Origin of the sequence: Autumnicola aciditolerans (assembly GCF_041679265.1) — a bacterium.
Lineage (GTDB): Bacteria > Bacteroidota > Bacteroidia > Flavobacteriales > Flavobacteriaceae > Autumnicola.
In genome coordinates, this window is record NZ_JBGFSM010000016.1 from 54482 (window position 1) to 71342 (window position 16861).

At 37.9% G+C, this 16861-nt stretch carries 19 protein-coding genes and 1 pseudogene; 9 read left to right on the forward strand and 11 right to left on the reverse strand.

The window, feature by feature from the left end:
* Positions 1 to 373 precede the first annotated feature (373 nt).
* On the forward strand, positions 374 to 985 hold the full coding sequence (locus tag AB8M93_RS15790; RefSeq protein ID WP_373059438.1) for a TetR/AcrR family transcriptional regulator: 612 nt from the start codon (positions 374 to 376) through the stop codon (positions 983 to 985).
* A gap of 214 nt (positions 986 to 1199) precedes the next feature.
* A complete protein-coding gene (locus AB8M93_RS15795) occupies positions 1200 to 1982 on the forward strand; it encodes an SDR family NAD(P)-dependent oxidoreductase (protein WP_373059440.1) in 783 nt (260 codons plus the stop codon).
* 557 nt (positions 1983 to 2539) lie between these two features.
* On the opposite strand, the gene AB8M93_RS15800 is transcribed toward AB8M93_RS15795, so the two are convergent.
* Entirely contained in the window at positions 2540 to 2776 is a 237-nt protein-coding gene (locus AB8M93_RS15800; protein WP_373059442.1) for a hypothetical protein, read from the reverse strand.
* A gap of 177 nt (positions 2777 to 2953) precedes the next feature.
* On the opposite strand from AB8M93_RS15800, the gene AB8M93_RS15805 reads away from it, so the two are divergent.
* From AB8M93_RS15805 to AB8M93_RS15815, 3 genes and pseudogenes are all read left to right on the forward strand, one after another.
* A complete protein-coding gene (locus AB8M93_RS15805; protein ID WP_373059444.1) occupies positions 2954 to 3559 on the forward strand; it encodes a Fic family protein in 606 nt (201 codons plus the stop codon).
* Positions 3560 to 3562: 3 nt separating this feature from the next.
* Positions 3563 to 3616: pseudogene (locus AB8M93_RS15810) on the forward strand (Fic family protein); the annotation flags it as partial.
* 36 nt (positions 3617 to 3652) lie between these two features.
* Positions 3653 to 4057 (forward strand): Fic family protein, encoded by a 405-nt coding sequence (locus AB8M93_RS15815; protein ID WP_373059446.1) that lies wholly within the window; start codon positions 3653 to 3655, stop codon positions 4055 to 4057.
* A gap of 4 nt (positions 4058 to 4061) precedes the next feature.
* Here AB8M93_RS15815 and AB8M93_RS15820 read toward each other — a convergent pair whose 3' ends face one another.
* Positions 4062 to 4334 carry an HNH endonuclease gene (locus AB8M93_RS15820; RefSeq protein ID WP_373059448.1) on the reverse strand — a complete coding sequence of 91 codons (273 nt, stop codon included), beginning with the start codon at positions 4332 to 4334 and terminating at the stop codon, positions 4062 to 4064.
* The gene (locus AB8M93_RS15825) at positions 4300 to 4554 is read right to left on the reverse strand and encodes a hypothetical protein (RefSeq protein ID WP_373059450.1); all 255 of its coding nucleotides are present in this window, start codon (positions 4552 to 4554) and stop codon (positions 4300 to 4302) included. The genes AB8M93_RS15820 and AB8M93_RS15825 overlap by 35 nt, the downstream gene beginning before the upstream one ends.
* A gap of 209 nt (positions 4555 to 4763) precedes the next feature.
* On the opposite strand from AB8M93_RS15825, the gene AB8M93_RS15830 reads away from it, so the two are divergent.
* Together AB8M93_RS15830 and AB8M93_RS15835 are read left to right on the forward strand one after the other, a co-directional pair.
* Positions 4764 to 5000, forward strand: coding sequence for a hypothetical protein (locus AB8M93_RS15830; protein WP_373059452.1), 237 nt, complete (start codon positions 4764 to 4766; stop codon positions 4998 to 5000).
* Positions 4985 to 5287, forward strand: coding sequence for a type II toxin-antitoxin system RelE/ParE family toxin (locus AB8M93_RS15835; protein WP_373059454.1), 303 nt, complete (start codon positions 4985 to 4987; stop codon positions 5285 to 5287). The genes AB8M93_RS15830 and AB8M93_RS15835 overlap by 16 nt, the downstream gene beginning before the upstream one ends.
* 146 nt (positions 5288 to 5433) lie before the next feature.
* On the opposite strand, the gene AB8M93_RS15840 is transcribed toward AB8M93_RS15835, so the two are convergent.
* The 8 genes from AB8M93_RS15840 to AB8M93_RS15875 all read right to left on the reverse strand — a co-directional run bounded on the left by AB8M93_RS15840 (position 5434) and on the right by AB8M93_RS15875 (position 11716).
* A complete protein-coding gene (locus tag AB8M93_RS15840) occupies positions 5434 to 6120 on the reverse strand; it encodes an HNH endonuclease (RefSeq protein WP_373059456.1) in 687 nt (228 codons plus the stop codon).
* Positions 6107 to 6436: a hypothetical protein gene (locus AB8M93_RS15845; protein ID WP_373059458.1), complete on the reverse strand. Its 330-nt coding sequence runs from the start codon at positions 6434 to 6436 to the stop codon at positions 6107 to 6109. The genes AB8M93_RS15840 and AB8M93_RS15845 overlap by 14 nt, the downstream gene beginning before the upstream one ends.
* Before the next feature lie 362 nt (positions 6437 to 6798).
* A complete protein-coding gene (locus AB8M93_RS15850) occupies positions 6799 to 7137 on the reverse strand; it encodes a nucleotidyltransferase domain-containing protein (RefSeq protein ID WP_373059460.1) in 339 nt (112 codons plus the stop codon).
* Entirely contained in the window at positions 7106 to 7597 is a 492-nt protein-coding gene (locus tag AB8M93_RS15855) for an HI0074 family nucleotidyltransferase substrate-binding subunit (RefSeq protein ID WP_373059462.1), read from the reverse strand. Before AB8M93_RS15855 ends, AB8M93_RS15850 begins: the two co-directional genes overlap by 32 nt.
* A 303-nt stretch (positions 7598 to 7900) precedes the next feature.
* The gene (locus tag AB8M93_RS15860; protein ID WP_373059464.1) at positions 7901 to 8767 is read right to left on the reverse strand and encodes an HNH endonuclease; all 867 of its coding nucleotides are present in this window, start codon (positions 8765 to 8767) and stop codon (positions 7901 to 7903) included.
* Positions 8768 to 9348: 581 nt separating this feature from the next.
* Entirely contained in the window at positions 9349 to 10485 is a 1137-nt protein-coding gene (gapS4b, locus tag AB8M93_RS15865) for a GapS4b family protein (RefSeq protein WP_373059466.1), read from the reverse strand.
* Positions 10482 to 11399 carry a GapS4a family protein gene (gene gapS4a / locus AB8M93_RS15870; RefSeq protein WP_373059468.1) on the reverse strand — a complete coding sequence of 306 codons (918 nt, stop codon included), beginning with the start codon at positions 11397 to 11399 and terminating at the stop codon, positions 10482 to 10484. Before gapS4a ends, gapS4b begins: the two co-directional genes overlap by 4 nt.
* A 62-nt stretch (positions 11400 to 11461) precedes the next feature.
* Positions 11462 to 11716, reverse strand: a complete 255-nt coding sequence (locus AB8M93_RS15875; protein WP_373059470.1) for a helix-turn-helix domain-containing protein — start codon at positions 11714 to 11716, stop codon at positions 11462 to 11464.
* A gap of 725 nt (positions 11717 to 12441) precedes the next feature.
* Between AB8M93_RS15875 and AB8M93_RS15880 the strand changes: the two genes are divergently transcribed.
* Together AB8M93_RS15880 and AB8M93_RS15885 are read left to right on the forward strand one after the other, a co-directional pair.
* A complete protein-coding gene (locus AB8M93_RS15880; protein WP_373059472.1) occupies positions 12442 to 15435 on the forward strand; it encodes a SusC/RagA family TonB-linked outer membrane protein in 2994 nt (997 codons plus the stop codon).
* Positions 15436 to 15445: 10 nt separating this feature from the next.
* Positions 15446 to 16852 (forward strand): RagB/SusD family nutrient uptake outer membrane protein, encoded by a 1407-nt coding sequence (locus AB8M93_RS15885; protein WP_373059474.1) that lies wholly within the window; start codon positions 15446 to 15448, stop codon positions 16850 to 16852.
* Positions 16853 to 16861 lie beyond the last annotated feature (9 nt).

Below are 16861 nucleotides of genomic sequence, written 5' to 3' on the forward strand. Positions count from 1 at the left end.
TAATACAGCTTCCCATACCTGAAAGATAGCAGGGTAGCCCTCAGTATAGAATGTTGTTAAATTTGAAGCACTAGGCAATATTGCAATATAAAAACAATATTTCCTTTGTAAAAATTTTTGATAAAAATAGTAGTTTGCATACCTTCTTACGTATATGATGGAGCACTCCTGAAAAGAAGAATTTCTCCCGACCTTCAACTTTCTAAGTTATTCTCTTCAATAGGAGGAGTAAATATTTAAGCCTGACATTAGTAACAATAAATTTACATCTTCAATATTACACATCCGGTATATTTTATCTGCCTCTTCAGTCATCTTAAATTATAATTGGTATAAAACATTCTATTAAGAATGTTTTGTTTATATTTATAGCATGACCAGGGATAAAAAATCTATAGAAACGCAGCAGCTTATTACAGAACAGGCTTTTAATGTAATATACAGACATGGTTATTACCGGACTACTCCCGGTATGATTATGAAAGAAACACGCTTGTCAAAAGGGGCATTTTATCATCATTTTAAAAATAAATCATCCCTCACTGAAAAAATGATTTCCGAAATACTGCACCAGCGTATTTATCAGAATATGATTAGGCCTCTCTATGAAAATGAACCAACGATAGAACTAATTGAACACGTATTTACCCAACGATTGCGTCAATTTAATGAAGAAGAAAAACTCTTGGGCTGCCCGCTTAATAATCTGATTAATGAATTAGGTTATGAGGATAATAGTTTAAAGAAAGCGCTTAAAAATATTGTAATAGAGTGGCAAAATGCCATTGTCTACATATTACAGATAGGCATTAAAGAAGATCAGATTAGGGATGATATTCAACCTGAGTCTATTGCCACGTTTTTAATTAGTTCATTCGAAGGAATTCGTGGACTTAGAAAATTAGACAAGGATGATGTATTCTTTAAACAATATGAAGAAAGTATAAAAATAGTTCTTCAATCGATAAAAAAACATTCCAGGTGAAATCTTTTAGTAATTACTTAAAAGTGAAATTAAATCGGGAACAGTTTTTTGAAGTATAAGTCTTCTTTATAAAATTTAATTAAAACGGGAAATCCAGGGAAAATATGGTTGATCTAAACTAATGAAGATAGGTAAACAGTTCAACATATAACCTTTAAAGTTAATTCCGCTCAATGTTGCAGTAATTTAAGTTAATCATAATAATTTATAATAAATGGAAAATTTTAAAAACAAAAAAGTTGTAATATCAGGAGGAGGAAGTGGCATAGGAAAAGAGCTTATAAACCAACTGTACCAGGAAGGAACCCGGGATTTCGCCGTTATTGGTAGAAATAAGCAAAAATTAGTAAGCTTAGAATCCACATTTCCCGAAGCAAATTTTATTTTATTTTCCGGAAACGTGGCGGACATATCCGATATCAGCAATTTCGTAAATGAAGTTCAAAATAAATGGGAAACTATTGATTTATTAATCAATAATGCAGGGGTAGTAAGTGCAGGTGAATTAACCACAATCACTGACGAAGATATTATTCAACAGGTTAATATTAATGTTACGGGACTTATTTTGATGACAAAAAAGTTTTTACCGCTGTTAAAACATGAATCAGCTACAGCTATTATAAATGTATCCTCTAACCTTGCGTTAGTAGGAATGCCTTTTTATAGTCCGTACGCAGCAACAAAAGGAGCAGTAAAATTATTTTCCGAAGCATTAAGAAGAGAGTTGCAAAATGAAGAGATTCATGTTATGACTTTGTATCCTACAGGAACAGACACTCCAATGATGAAAACTGCAGGAGCGGGAACATTACAAAGTACTGAAATGGTAGTAAGTAAAACCTTGGAAGGACTAAGAAAAAATGAAATCGATGTCATGCTTGGTGATATGGATGCCATCATCGCTAATCGTAACAATCCTCAGGAATTTGATAAAAAGGCGGCTACCATGTATGAATCTCTAAAAAAAGGAACTGAAAAACATAGAGCTATGTAGTAGATAATCTCTCCATGGGATCCCAAGCACTATATTCCGATGGAAAACGGATAGCATTCAGCTGGAGGCGGACGGTAATTCCGGATGAATATACCCGGCTTAGAAATGTAGCACTAAGGTCTTCTCCTTTAAAATGGCGCTCTAGATTATTGGAGTAGTTATGCCTAACACGATATTACTACAATCCCATAAGGTCACTTTTTTGCACATATCAAATCATAGATAGAAAAACCGCCAATAGAGATTGATGAGTAAAAAAGGAAGAGTCTGTAAATAAAAAAGCGTGTTCTAAGCAAAAAAGGGATGCTAAATAACATCCCTTTTTGTGATCACTAAAGGATTTAGATCCTTCTATTTTTTTGCTAACATCTTTAAATATGTGTATTTAAAAATTGATCAACAAGTACTTCCGCCAAAGAAATAGACATTAAAAAGATAAGAATTTAACCCTTAACAGGGCCTCTAAATCTACTGCTACCAGGGATCTCCAGGATTTATTTGATAAAGGAGCTTTTATTAAAAAAGGCGGGGGAAGAAGTACCAGTTATTTGCTGAATTTATAAACTTTCACTCAAAACACTTCCTTTTGATGCCCTTTCAGCAATTCTATTGATGGCTGCCATTCCTTTTTTTCCGGCAGGGCCGGGTTGATCTTCAAACTGTTTCAAGGTAAATTCTGAATCTTTATCGTTAACCAAAGCTGAAACTTTTACTTTATAATCTGCCGTTGTACTTATGAGCCTCCGGTCAAAAGCGCGATGGAGAATTGGGGAATGAGCGGTGCCATTTTCCATGGTATAATTGAAAAGGGTAAATATGACCGGGATCAATCATTTCTTGTACTCCTTTACCACTCATTGTAAGTTTTCTCTATAGATAAGCTCGTAGTTTTAGATAAATGAACCGATTCATAAATATATTCGGTTCATTTTTTTACTATATTTGAGCCGATTAATGTTTCTATTTGGCTCATGAAATATAACTGGCAACAAAAAGATTGGCCTAATTTTAAATACTCTACTGTTGAAGTGGAGAAAGATCTCTATGCTTTTTCTGAAAGAGCCGGCAGGCTCAACGGAGCAATGGAGGTCTTGCCGGAAGAACTTCAATTTGAATCCATCGTTGATTTATTGGTGGCAGAGGCTCTGAAGACTTCAGAGATCGAAGGAGAATACTTAAGCAGAAAGGACGTCATGTCTTCCATCCGAAATAATCTCGGGCTGAATAGTAAACGGGAACCGGTGAAAGATCAAAGAGCTCAAGGCGTTTCTCAGATGATGGTTGATGCACAAAAATATTTTCAAAGGCCATTATCAGAAAAAGTGTTGTTTAATTGGCATGTGATGTTGATGAAAGGAAGTTCAGCTGTAAACGTGGGTTCCTGGAGAGAACACAATGAACCTATGCAGGTTATCTCCGGGGCGATGGGAAAGGAAGTAATTCATTATGAGGCTCCGCCTTCCCCCAGGGTTCCCCAGGAGATGGAACAGTTTATTAATTGGTTTAATAATACTGCCCCGGGTTCGAATGAAGAAATAAAGCAACCCGTAATTCGTGCTGCGGTGGCACATCTTTAATTTGAGAGCATACACCCTTTCGAAGACGGTAACGGCAGGATTGGCCGTGCTATTTCAGAAAAGGCCCTTTCTCAACACCTTCAGCGGCCGGTTTTGCTAAGTCTTTCCAAGGCGATTGAAGCCAGGAAAAAAAATTATTATGAAGCTTTAAAAAAAGCACAGCGGTCTAACGAGATAACCCCATGGATTAATTATTTTGTAAAAACAACCCTGGAAGCTCAGGAGGATGCCGGGCAGCTTATTAATTTTTCAATGAAGAAGGCAAAATTTTTTGATAAATTCCAGGATAAGCTGAATGAGCGACAGCTCAAAACAGTAAAGAGAATGCTCGCAGAAGGCTATAAAGGATTTGAAGGCGGTATGAATGCCGGTAAATACATTTCCCTTAACAGAACCTCTAAATCTACTGCCACCAGGGATCTCCAGGATTTATTTGATAAAGGAGCTTTTATTAAAAAAGGTGGGGGAAGAAGTACCAGTTATTTGCTGAATTTATAAACTTTCACCCCAAATACACTTCCTCCCGGTGCCAGTTCAGGGATTCTATTGATGGCTGCCATTCTTCTTTTTCCGGCAGGAGGATATATTGGTCTTCAAACTGGTTTAAGGTAAATTCTGAATCTTTATCGTTCACCAGGGCTGAAACTTTTACTTTATAATCTGCTGTTATGCTGATAAGCCCGCGGTCAAATGCGCGGTGCAGGGTAGGAGAGAGCGCAATGCCGTTTCTCACGGTATCGTCATTGGAAAGGCTGAAGGGGTGTATGGCAGGCATCGATCATCTGGATATTAGGCGTGGCCATAATGCGCATTCCCGAGATACAGCAACGATGGTCATAAATTTTAGGAATGCTGCGCTTAAACAAACCGCCACGGATAAAAAGTTCTTCCTGGTACCGGCTTTCGTCCAGTTGTGATTTCAGGAAAAGTAAATTTTCCCGGTATTCTTTGCCTGATGAATGCCGGATCTGGTATTCCAGTTGAGACTCTTCCACCGAATCCCGGTTGTGCCTGTAATTGCTTTGTGAGCTGTAAAAATACTGCTGTAATAATTGTGCTTCAAGGGATTCACAGGTTTGCGGCTGTTGCAGTAACAGGGATAATTTCGGAACATTTGACTGATATCCTGATGTTTTAGCTCTCCTATTTCTAAGTATGTCACCAATAATTAATTATCTTTGATATGAAAGTAAAAACGAAGGTTATGAACTTACGGGCAGATTTAGAATGGATACACCAGGAACTGGACAAGGTAAAGGACCCTACATTTATTGAAGCAATAAAAAATATGCTGAAATACAATAAAAAGGTATCATCGCAACGTATCAGCAAAGAACAATATAATGAGGAAATTAACGCATCCATCGCCCAGATAAATGAAGGTAAAACATACACACACCAGGAAGTGGGCGAACGTATTAAACAATGGGCAAAGCAATAATCTGGACGAGCCAGGCTGATGCAGAACTTAGTCAGGCATTTTTAGAATTGTTGGAGCAGTCGGAATCCATTGAAACCACCGCCAGGATCATCACAGAAATTTATGAATCAGCCTCAATACTGTCTACCAATCCGGAGATCTACAAACTGGACACGATCAAGACCAATAATCCCGGAAACATAAGGGCATATGAAAAGCACACCTACCGTATATCCTATCTTATAGAGGAAGAGGCTATTTATATCCTTCGTGTGAGATATGCAAGAAAAGAACCTTTAGAATATTGATCCGCACCAGGGATTTAAGAACCTTACATCTTTTCTTAGCCTCCTTAGCCTCATTTTGTAGTCTTTTAGTTTATGGTTTTTGAGACCAAAGCGCGCGCAGTTGTTAGCCTGAAAATACAAAATGATAATCCCTTTGACTTGATTTTTCACCCCAAAAACACTTCCTCCTGGTGCCAGTTCAGGGATTCTATTGATGGCTGCCATTCCTCTTTTTCCGGCAGGAGGATGGGTTGATCTTCAAACTGATTTAAGGTAAATTCTGAATCTTTATCGTTCACCAGGGCTGAAACTTTTACTTTATAATCTGCTGTTATGCTTAATAGCCCGCGGTCAAAGGCGCGGTGCAGGGTAGGAGAGAGGGAGATGCCGTTTCTAAGGGTATCGTCATTGGAAAGGCTGAAGGGGTGTATATGGCAGGCATCGATCATCTGGATATTTGGCGGGCCCATAATGCGCATTCCCGAGATACAGCAACGATGGTCATAAATTTTAGGGATGCTGCGCTTAAATAACCCGCCCCGAATAAAAAGTTCTTCCTGGTACCGGCTTTCGTCCAGTTGTGATTTCAGGAAAAGTAAATTTTCCCGGTAATCCTGGCCGGAGGAATGGCGAATCTGGTATTCCAGTTGGGATTCTTCTACCGAATCCCGGTTGTGCCTGTAACTGCTTTGGGAGTTGTAAAAATACTGCTGTAATAATTGTGCTTCGAGGTATCCGCAGGTTTGCGGCTGTTGCAACAGCAGGAATAATTCCGGGTCAATCTGGGCAAATGCCACGGTTTCCTGTAAATTTTTAAAACTTTTTATGCTCCCTGGATATTCAGGTGATGCCAATTTCCATTCCCGGTTTGGCCACCAGCTGCCAGAAAGGCTCCGACCGCATATGGAAAAAGGGAAGCGCGAAATTCTCGGTATGGCCTGTCTCCACCAGTTGGTTCCAGGTTTCCCTGAAATTCAACAGCAGTTCAGGAGTTATAAAGAGGCGGTTATCCCGGATCTCGTTTTTCCTGATGCCGCGAATTACCGCCAGGAGCATTACCGGCTTATGCGGGGCTTTGCCTAAATGCTTACTTACCCCGCGCTTTAATTTTTTAAAGTAACGGGAGTATTTATCTAAACCTTCCGGGGGAACAATGGGTTCTTTATTCATAATTTAATTCTGAGCTAGGGAAGGATGGCTAGGACAATCATGTGGTTTAACCATTTTCAATGTATTACCGTGCGATTTTAAGCATGGTATTTAAAAACTTTTTATCACCAATCTCTATGTATTTAAGCAATTCCTCCCTTAGTTCCGGTGCTCCAATAGCTATAAATAGTTATATATAAAGATATACGTTTGTTGTTTAGGTTTCCAATCCTGAGTTAAATGTAATATACAAATATCCGAAACGCTGTCTCGGAAATGCTATGTTCAGATAGTGTTAATAGTTTTCTTGAGAATCGCAAGACAGTGTGTGACCTTTTGAATAAATGGATAAATGTTCTTCACCTTCGAGAACCACTTCAAACCTAAACTTCAGTGGCTTTATATAAGGTTCTGCCTACGTAGTTAATATGATCTTTAAGCTCCTGATGATCGATTTTTTTGTAATCCAGTACATCTATCTTATATAGTAGTTCTAAATCATCTATGGCTATTTTAAGGTCTAAAAGATCATTATAAGACATACCCGGGGAAAATACAGCAAGGTCAATGTCTGAGCCGGGCTTAAAATTTCCCATTGCCCTGGAACCAAAAACGCGCACCTCGTCAACCGCGGGAAATTTTGAAAATGCCGAATGCAAAAGAGCAATTGTTTCAGGGGATAATCCAAAACTATTTTTCGTATTCTTTCTTAAGGTAGCCATATAATTTTTGCATTAGGGGGAAATAAATATCAATAATGTTCGAAGTGACTTCATCTGCCACTTCTTCATTGTAGGTATGGGACATATCATTTCTTGACTGCACCATTTTTCTCCACTTATCATGATCTTCTATAATGTTCTTCTGCAAGGCAAGGCTTAATATTGTTCTGCTACCTTTAAAATTTTCCCTTGGTTCTCCATGATACTCCATAAAATCTTTTATGGTATTTAAAAAGAGTTCGTAGGTGTATTCAAACCGCTGAATAATTCCTTCCCTGTCCAGGTCAAGTTGTTCCAACTCCAACATTAGATAATGTTCCTTCTCACTGTCTATGTTTTCTTTTAGTTCCTGCCTCTTCTCCAGGTAAACCTCAAAATTGAAAAGCTCAAGACCTCGTTCCAGCTTGTGAAAAGCTTTAGTAAGATTAGAAAATCGCTGCTGCCATCGTATCTGTTCCATTGCTAAGTAATTTAAGGTTAATTCTGAATATTTTATTTGCAGGGCAGTATTTGTTTTACATGCTCGCGTTTTACTAAACTTTCAGGTACAAAGATAAGGTAACAGGCCATATTACTTTTTGCCGGGCATTTTTTAATAAACCTACTACTTGAGAAAAAAAGCTCTTTGTTGCAGGTTTACGTGTCATAGTTCCAAATCTATTAATAATTTTCTTTTAAAGTAGTATTACGGCTTATATGTTGATTCTTGCTAACCCTGTCCTTTAAAACTGGTTCAAGGTAACTTCTGAATCTTTATCGTTCACTAAGGCCGAAACTTTACTTTATAATCTGCCGTTATGCTTATCAATCCGTGGTCAAAGCCCCGGTGCAGGGTAGGAGAGAGGGCAATGCCGTTTCTCACGGTATCATCATTGGAAAGGCTGAAGGGGTGAATATGGCAGGCATCGATCATCTGGATATTTGGCGTGGCCATAATCCGCATCCCGGAGATACAGCAACGATGGTCATAAATTTTGGGAATGCTGCGCTTAAACAACCCGCCACGTATAAAAAGTTCTTCCTGGTACCGGTTTTCGTCCAGTTGCGATTTCAGGAAAAGTAAATTTTCCCGGTATTCCTGGCCGGAGGAATACCGGATCTGGTATTCCAGTTGAGACTCTTCTACCGAATCCCGGTTGTGCCTGTAATTGCTTTGAGAGTTGTAAAAATACTGCTGTAATAATTGTGCTTCAAGGTATTCGCAGGTTTGCGGCTGTTGCAACAGCAGGAATAGTTCCGGGTCAATCTGGGCAAATGCCACGGTTTCCTGTAGATTTTTAAAACTTTTTATGCTCCCGGAGCGGGTGATGCCGATCTCCATTCCCGGTTTGGCCACCAGCTGCCAGAAAGGTTCAGAGCGCATATGGAAAAAAGGAAGGGCAAAATTCTCGGTATGGCCGGTATCTACTAGTTGGTTCCAGGTTTCCCTAAAATTCAACAGCAGTTCAGGAGTTATAAATATCCGGTTATCCGGGATCTCGTTTTTCCTGATGCTGCGAATTACCGTCAACAGCATTACCGGCTTATGCGGGGCTTTGCCTAAATGCTTACTTACCCCGCGCTTTAATTTTTTAAAGTAACGGGAGTATTTATCTAAACCTTCCGGGGGAACAATGGGTTCTTTATTCATAATTTAAATCCTGCCAATCGATGTTTATAGGAGTTAATAATCCCCGAACTGACTTTATATTTGTTATTGAAGAGTTCTAAAAATTATAAAGTTTATAGTGTTAGGTCTCAATTTCAATATGTTTTTTATAATTGTTATTCTTGAAAAAATAAAAAAGAAATGTAAATATTAAGGGAAGAAAATAGATACCTATAAAACCATAAAAAGTAATAATCTTATTGGACAAAATGCTCCATAGAAAACATGCAATACTAAGAATTGCACTCCAGCAGCTTAAGATAATAATAGTTACTCCGGACATTTCATTAAGTGTAGTTTTAATTTTTCTACTAGAAAAGGAGCAAAGGACACAAAAAAGTAGAAGACAAACAGAAAATAGATTGCAAATAAAGCAGATGCTTATTTTGAGCAAATAGTCATTTTGATTTATTATCCAAGGTGAAAATAGATAAATATCCACGTACCAAAATGGTAGTAAAATAAACCACAGAAGTATTGCTTGGAAATTTTTAGGGGAGTCATAAATATCTCTTATACTGAGCATATAGAAAAAATTTCTCTACAGTTAATAGGTGTCTTTTTTAAATTTTACTATTGGAATACCTAAGAAAATTATTAAATACTTTTGATTTCTCAGCATCCAATAAATCAAAAAGTATTTCTCTTATCTCCTGCTTTTTAGAGTATGGAACATTTCCTTGTGAAGTAAACGAACTGATATTTATTTCAAATTCAGCTTTTTTTCCTTTTTTTTCGAAATAAGGAAAACCATAATTAACTGTGAGATTGCCCTCTAACAATTCATATGAGTAGCGGAGTTTTACTTCCATTCCCCAGCATTCAATATACTCGTGGAATGAATTTTGACTAAAAAAGAAATCAGATTGAATTTTCTTTCCTCTAAAAATTAATGCGTCCTTGTTTGACATCCAAATAATATCCTTTGGTAGAGTCTTCTTTTTATCAGCCCTGAAATGTACATCACTAATATCTACAAAGTCAAAATGCCCACTTTGCATACTGTTCGATAATCTTAAAAAAAAAGCGATTCTTTCTTCATTGTTAAAATTACCAAAGAAAATTTTTTCCAGTTTAGAGTCTTTTCCTGAGTAATCATGATTTTTTAAGTAGTTAGTATAAAGGCTTTCGAGTTTACTGGCCACTTTCATTGTTTCTGGCGAAGTTGTCTGGCGAGTGATTTTAATTTTTTTTTCAGATTCTTTTTCAATTACTAATTTTCCTTTAAAAATATTTGTTGCTTCAAACCAGCTTTTATTTAAATCACGTCTTTCAACTTCAAACTCAGCAAAAATTTTTTTTTGATTTCTATGTTCCTGTGTAAATGGATTTAATTTAGTAACAGTGAAGTTAGAAGGCAGAGAATTTAATTCCTTTTTTAGTGATTCCATTTCCGGAGTAGGTGGAACCATTTCAATAAGGGGAGTATTACTTTTTATCTCTAGATTGCTAGTGGATCTTTTCGGATTATCTTCTTTTGTGTTAAAACTATCTTTTAACTGCTCAAATTCTTGAGGTGAAATAAGAGTATTACAGAGAAATGGAACAAGATTTTCTTTACTATCATTACAGAAAAATACACCTCTGTTTTTAAGGATATTTTTAAGATCCGCCTTTGTTACTAAATTTTGGTTTGTAAATCCTCTTAAAAATTCCCCCTGAGGTAATATTTTATCTACACTTTCATATAATTCTTTCATTCATCTATATTTATACAGAAAATATTTTCTAACGCAAATTCTTTTTCTTCAAATGATTGTAGAACAACATTTATCGAATTCTCATCTAAAAGTTCGTTGTAATCTGAAAATCCAATTATTATTTTTTTTGCTAAACCATTAGAAATATCGATGGATAACCCTACTAATCTTTTAAAATCTGATACCGAAAAAGGCTGTTTGGAAAAAAGATATAAATGCCATTCATTTTCACTAACTTTTACTCTGAAGGGTAAAATATTACTTGTTAAAAATTCAATAGGTAAAATCTTTCCAGAAATTTTCCGAGTTGTCGGATTTAGGTTTTTGCCAGTGGCGGGATAATAAAATTCAATTTTCTCAGAAGAAGTTCTTGCCTTTATTTCTCTGATTGAAGTTTTAATAAACGTATAAGCTTCATTAGTGACAACAATAATTTCCTCAAAATCTAGGTCTTCATGAAATCTCGATATAGCCAAATCTGAAAGCAAATTTTTATCAGAATCTTTAGGAGAGTTGTTTAGCCAAAATAGTACTCCAATCGTTCTTACTTTCGAATATTTAAAAAAATGATTTATTCGCTCCACCCTTTCTGAAGATTTCTTATAACATGAAATTCCGTTAGCTAAGTCTGAGAAATGACTATGAAATTTGGAACGAGGGTTTTCTTCATAAGGATTTTTACTATATTTTACAGATACGAATACGTCAATTAATTCTCCTTCTGAGAGGGGAGAGTGATATGTGAAACCTAAATCTTTACCGTGTGTGCCTCTTTTCTCGCTTCTTTTATGTAACGAAGGATTAAAGCATTCAATAGTCACTCCTGTTTCAATCGGTTGCCATCCAAGAAGGGAGAGAAATTCCATTACCTTTTTTTCTCCATATTCTCCGATCTTTTTAGAGAGTTCTCCCATTGTTAAATTTTAGGAATGCAATATATAAAAATGTATTAAGTATCTGCAAATCCCAAAAAAACCTAATTTTTGAATTCATCTAAGGTAAATTCGAACCTAAATAATTTTAAAGGATTTATGTCTAAAGCAACAGCTATCCTAATGAAAGTTTTAAAGGTTATGTTTTGCCTACCATTCTCAATTTTACTGAAATCACTTGGATCTATATCACATAGAGCATCCATGTTTTCTAGAGTAAAATTTTTTAACTCCCTTTCTTCTTTAATTCTTTTGCCCAATTGCCTGAGAAACTCATTGGAGATTGCCTTACTGTCCATTTTTTTGAACAATTTGACATTTATTCAAAAAAAATCTTTGGGGATATATACCCAAAAAGAATTATTTCTTTATATTTACCTCATAATTATATATTTGCGAAACTTCTTAAGGTAAAATATTGGAAGCATTCGCTTTGAATCTCGCATTAGAAAACTGGTAATTTTTATGTGTACGAGAGGATAAGCTAGGATGCTCACGACCCGGGCGTGGGCTCTCTTATTCGTACACAAGGTATACCAGTACCTCTAATGCAGTAAGTTGAGTTTCACGCCCATTTTGTATTTAGGCGCTTCCTGCTTAACTGCTTTAAAGCTTTTGTTTCTTCACATAAAGGTTCGCATTTAAACAAACCACAGCAACACACTAAAAATGGCCAAAGTGGCCGGCGGTAGCTATTACTGTTTTCATTAATCCTGTTTGCGGGAACAGGGCAATCTCTTTAAACAATCCCGTGGGTTATTGCGGCCATCCCTATAATGGCGGCAGTAGTTGGGTGGGAAGCCCCCTGCCCCCAAAAGGGGGTAAGGAGGGTGGGCTAATAGATTATAAGACTACGGCTTTAGGGGCGTAGATGTTCACAAAAAAAGATTGTCTATGAGAAGAAAATTTGAATTAGCCTTTAGATAGGTGTTAAGCTAAAAAGCCTTCCCCTAAGATTGGAGTCTGGTTGGGGAAGGCCTAAGCTTAAGTAAAAAATCGTTTCACTTTAAAGCACAGCAAAATTATGAAAAATAATTACAAGCGCTGGAAGTTCCTGGCGTGGATAATTGTTGGTATTATTATCTATATACTGGCAGTGCCGGCACATGCGGCAGTTTTAACTACAAACCACACACCACAACAACAGCAAATTACCGGTACGGTAACGGGAGAAAATAACCTGCCGCTGCCCGGGGTAACCGTATCTGTAAAAGGAGAAGCCCGCGGTACCGTAACCAGTTTTGAGGGAGAATATTCCATAACCGCGGGGCAGGGGGAGACCCTGGTATTTTCCTTTTTAGGCTATAAGAAGCAGGAGATTGCCGTAGGCAGTCAAACTGAGATCAACGTACAACTGGAGGAAGATGTAGATGCCCTGGACGCGGTAAAGATAAATGCCGGCTACTACAACACTACAAGAAGGGAAAGCACGGGAAATATCTCCCGCGTAACCGCCGAGGAAATAGAAAACCAGCCGGTGGTAAGCCCCATCCAGGCCCTGCAGGGGAGAATGGCAGGGGTTGAGGTGGTTTCGGGAGGGAGTAATCCCGGTACCGCTCCAACAATTCGCATTAGGGGAACAAACAGCTTACGGGAAGAAGGAAATTATCCTTTATATATTATAGATGGTGTTCCCATTAATTCCACTCCTGTGGAGACTAATTCTATAATAGGCGATGCCGGACTGGACCCTTTAAACAACCTGAACCTTTCCAATATAGAAAGTATTGAAGTACTTAAAGATGCCGATGCCACGGCCATTTACGGTTCGAGAGGGGCAAATGGGGTTGTTCTAATTACTACAAAATCAGGAAAAACAAAGGGGACAGCTTTGGAAGCAAGATTTTTTACAGGTGCGGCAACTGTTCCTAATCGGCTGGATTTATTGGATACTGAGCAATACCTGGCGGTTAGGAGAAGAGCCTTTGAAAATGACGGGGTAGAACAAACAGAGCGGAACGCTTATGATCTTTTGCTTTGGGACCAGGACAGGTTTACAGACTGGCAGGATTTTCTTTTTGGAGGTACCGCGGGAACAACCAGTGCTGATCTCAACTTTTCAGGAGGAAACGGCAACACCTTTTTTAGAGTAGGAGGTTCCTATTTTACCCAGGGAACAGTCTATCCGGGAGATTACGACTATGATAAAATGACGGGCCACTTAAATTTTAATCATAATTCAGAAGATAATAAGCTCGATTTAAGCCTTTCTGTTAATTATGGGGTCGATGTAAATAACCTGGTGGGAAACCTCAATTTAAATTCTTCAATTTCACGATTACCCCCAAATGCTCCCTCGATTTTCAATGAGGAAGGGAGCTTAAATTGGGAAGACTGGGCATTAGCCGGGCTGGATAATCCCATGGAAGGCTTTTATAATTTTAGCGAAACTCAAACAAATAATCTTATATCCAATTTAAATATCGCCTATGAACTGCTCCCGGGGATTCGAATAAAATCCAGCTTTGGCTATACCTACTATACCAGCGAAGAAACCCGTAATTTACCAAGACGTTCATATAATCCTGCAGAAAATTACAACAGTAGTTCGGCATTCTTAAATTCTACGCGAAAATCCTGGATTATTGAACCTCAGCTTGTTTACAACCGGGATTTTCACCAATTGAATGTAAAAGCTATTATAGGGGGGACATTCCAGGTAAATAAAAGTAATTTACTCCGGTTCCAGGGAAGTGGCTTTGCTTCCGATGCCTTGATTGGAAATATAGCAGCGGCAGAAGGAATTATAAATGCAGCTAATATTACTACTGAATACAGGTACGCTGCCGTCTTTTCGCGTATTGGATTTGACTGGGACAAAAAATACTACCTTAATTTTACAGGAAGGAGGGATGGCTCTTCCCGCTTTGGTCCCAACCGTCGTTTTGCAAATTTTGGAGCGGTGGGAGTTGCCTGGATATTTTCTGAAGAAGCGTTTTTAAAGGATTCCCAATCGTTTTTATCCTTTGGAAAGTTTAGAGGGAGCTATGGAACTACAGGGAATGATCAAATAGGTGATTATGGGTATTTAGATACCTATGCACCAACAACCGGCTCGGGTGGATTATATCCAACAGGACTTGCAAATCCCGATTATTCCTGGGAAATAAATAAAAAACTGGAAGGGGGAATTGAGCTGGGGTTTTATGAAAACAGGCTTAATATTAGCCTTAGTAGATACCAGAATCGTTCTTCAAATCAACTGGTGGGATACGCTCTTCCTTATACCACTGGTTTTACTTCAGTGCAGGCGAATCTTCCAGCTACGGTAGAAAATACAGGCTGGGAAATAGAAGCATCAGGTAATATCATACAGAACAAAAAGCTTAACTGGCAAGCCTCCTTTAATATAAGCTTTCCTAAAAATGAATTGCTGAGTTATCCAGATTTAGAGCAGTCATCTTATGCTAATACCTATAAAATTGGATATCCGCTAAATATTTCCCTGCGCTATCAATACAATGGTCTTGATCCTGAAACGGGGTTTTACACGGTTAAAGATGTGAACGAAGATGGCAGGCTGGATTACCAGGACAGGGTTTTAGCAGTGGATCAAAACAGGAAGTTTTTCGGGGGAATAAATAATAATTTTTCCTTCAAAGGTCTTTCGCTGCAATTTCTTTGGGAGTTTGTTAAACAAAAAGGAGACTTGACCTTATTTAACCTGGGAACGCAAAGTAATGCATTGGAATCGAGCTTGTCTGCATTGGATGGGGAAGGGGAATACCAAAGAATTTCACGATCTAGCCAGGCGAGTAATGCTTTTAATAATGTTGTTAGGTCGGGCTTTCCTATTCAGGATGCTTCATTTCTCAGGCTTAAGACACTTTCCCTTGGTTACAATTTGCCACAGCCTTTTCTTAAGAGTATAGGCGTGGAGACATGCAAATTATTTGTCCATGGCCAGAATCTTTTTACCGTCACGCCGTACGAAGGCATGGATCCTGAAAATCCAGCTTCTGGATCCAGTTTCCGCACCTTAAGAACAATAACTGGAGGGGTGCAAATTAATTTATAAAATGATAATTATGAAATCAAGAATATTAAAACACCTGCTAACCATTTTTCTTATCAGTATTTTTACTACCTCATGTGAAGATTTTGTAGAAGTAGATGCTCCCAATAACCGTTTAATCCAGGAACAGGTTTTTAGCAGTGAAGAAACTGCAATAAGTGCAATGCAGGGAATTTACAATGAACTCTTTGTTGCTGCATTTAGTAATGGTTACACCAGTAGCATCACTTTATTATCTGGTTTATCTTCAGATAATATCCAGAATATTACATCCGGCAATGTAAACAGGATGGAATTTGAGCAGAATGAGATAACGCCTGATAATCAAAATAACCTGGAAATCTGGGCCAGTGCATACAACACTATCTATAACACCAATTCTTTCCTGCAGGGTTTATCTGGTTCTGAAAATATTTCTTCAGAACTAAAAACACAATTAGAAGGAGAGGCTCTTTTTGTAAGGGCCTTCACCTACTTCTACCTGGTAAATCTTTATGGAAATGTTCCTCTGATCCTTACTACCGACTATAAAGAAAATCAGCTGGCATCACGAACCCCCACAGTTGAGGTGTATGATCAAATTATCGCAGATCTTTTACGCGCAGAAGAAGTATTAAATAGTGAATATAGGGATGGAGAGCGAACAAACATTAATCAGTATACAGCAGATGCATTACTGGCCAGGGTTTACTTGTTTGTTGAAGATTGGGAAATGGCAGAAAATTATAGCAGCCAGGTTATTGGTAGTACTTCCACCTATGAACTCCTGGAAGATCCAAATGAGGTCTTTTTGGCTAACAGCAGGGAAGCCATCTGGCAAATATCACCATTAGGTGATGGTCAAATTGTCACCAATACCAAAGATGGTAACCTTTTTATCATAGATCCAATTTTTTCCTTTTTTGCCATTGCCAGGTTGCCTATGGACTTATTGAATTCTTTCGAGGAGAATGATAAGAGACTCATTAATTGGATTAGCTATAATGAAGGCAGGGATGCTTTTTTTCCTTTTAAATACAAAATTAGAAACACAAATGAAGTCCCTCCCAAGGAATACTCTATGGTTTTGAGGTTAGCCGAACAATACCTAGTAAGGGCAGAGGCAAGGGTTCATCAGGGAAATCTCCAGGGTGGAATTGAAGATATTAATGTTATCCGTAAACGGGCAGGTCTAGAATTGCTGGATCAAACCGATCCGGAAATAAATGAAGAGAATCTGTTAGATGAAATACTTAAAGAAAAAAGAAAAGAATTGTTTGCAGAATGGGGGCATCGATGGCTGGACCTAAAAAGAACCGGCAGGGCAGAGGCGGTGTTGGGAAGTAATAATCCGTTATGGGAAAATACTGATGTTCTGTATCCTATACCAGAAGCTGAACGGATGAGAAATCCTAACCTATCACAGAACCCGGGTTATTAATCAAAAAAA

What these genes read in the sequence shown, in the direction of transcription:
- AB8M93_RS15835 (WP_373059454.1), top strand. Translation starts at nt 4,985, where the DNA reads ATGGGCAAAGCAATAATCTGGACGAGCCAGGCTGATGCAGAACTTAGT.
- AB8M93_RS15880 (WP_373059472.1), top strand. Translation starts at nt 12,442, where the DNA reads ATGAAAAATAATTACAAGCGCTGGAAGTTCCTGGCGTGGATAATTGTT.
- AB8M93_RS15850 (WP_373059460.1), bottom strand. Translation starts at nt 7,137, where the DNA reads ATGGCTACCTTAAGAAAGAATACGAAAAATAGTTTTGGATTATCCCCT.
- AB8M93_RS15800 (WP_373059442.1), bottom strand. Translation starts at nt 2,776, where the DNA reads ATGGAAAATGGCACCGCTCATTCCCCAATTCTCCATCGCGCTTTTGAC.
- AB8M93_RS15860 (WP_373059464.1), bottom strand. Translation starts at nt 8,767, where the DNA reads ATGAATAAAGAACCCATTGTTCCCCCGGAAGGTTTAGATAAATACTCC.
- AB8M93_RS15790 (WP_373059438.1), top strand. Translation starts at nt 374, where the DNA reads ATGACCAGGGATAAAAAATCTATAGAAACGCAGCAGCTTATTACAGAA.
- AB8M93_RS15795 (WP_373059440.1), top strand. Translation starts at nt 1,200, where the DNA reads ATGGAAAATTTTAAAAACAAAAAAGTTGTAATATCAGGAGGAGGAAGT.
- AB8M93_RS15830 (WP_373059452.1), top strand. Translation starts at nt 4,764, where the DNA reads ATGAACTTACGGGCAGATTTAGAATGGATACACCAGGAACTGGACAAG.
- AB8M93_RS15805 (WP_373059444.1), top strand. Translation starts at nt 2,954, where the DNA reads ATGAAATATAACTGGCAACAAAAAGATTGGCCTAATTTTAAATACTCT.
- AB8M93_RS15875 (WP_373059470.1), bottom strand. Translation starts at nt 11,716, where the DNA reads ATGGACAGTAAGGCAATCTCCAATGAGTTTCTCAGGCAATTGGGCAAA.
- AB8M93_RS15855 (WP_373059462.1), bottom strand. Translation starts at nt 7,597, where the DNA reads ATGGAACAGATACGATGGCAGCAGCGATTTTCTAATCTTACTAAAGCT.
- AB8M93_RS15845 (WP_373059458.1), bottom strand. Translation starts at nt 6,436, where the DNA reads ATGAATAAAGAACCCATTGTTCCCCCGGAAGGTTTAGATAAATACTCC.
- AB8M93_RS15885 (WP_373059474.1), top strand. Translation starts at nt 15,446, where the DNA reads ATGAAATCAAGAATATTAAAACACCTGCTAACCATTTTTCTTATCAGT.
- gapS4b (WP_373059466.1), bottom strand. Translation starts at nt 10,485, where the DNA reads ATGAAAGAATTATATGAAAGTGTAGATAAAATATTACCTCAGGGGGAA.
- AB8M93_RS15820 (WP_373059448.1), bottom strand. Translation starts at nt 4,334, where the DNA reads ATGCCTGCCATACACCCCTTCAGCCTTTCCAATGACGATACCGTGAGA.
- gapS4a (WP_373059468.1), bottom strand. Translation starts at nt 11,399, where the DNA reads ATGGGAGAACTCTCTAAAAAGATCGGAGAATATGGAGAAAAAAAGGTA.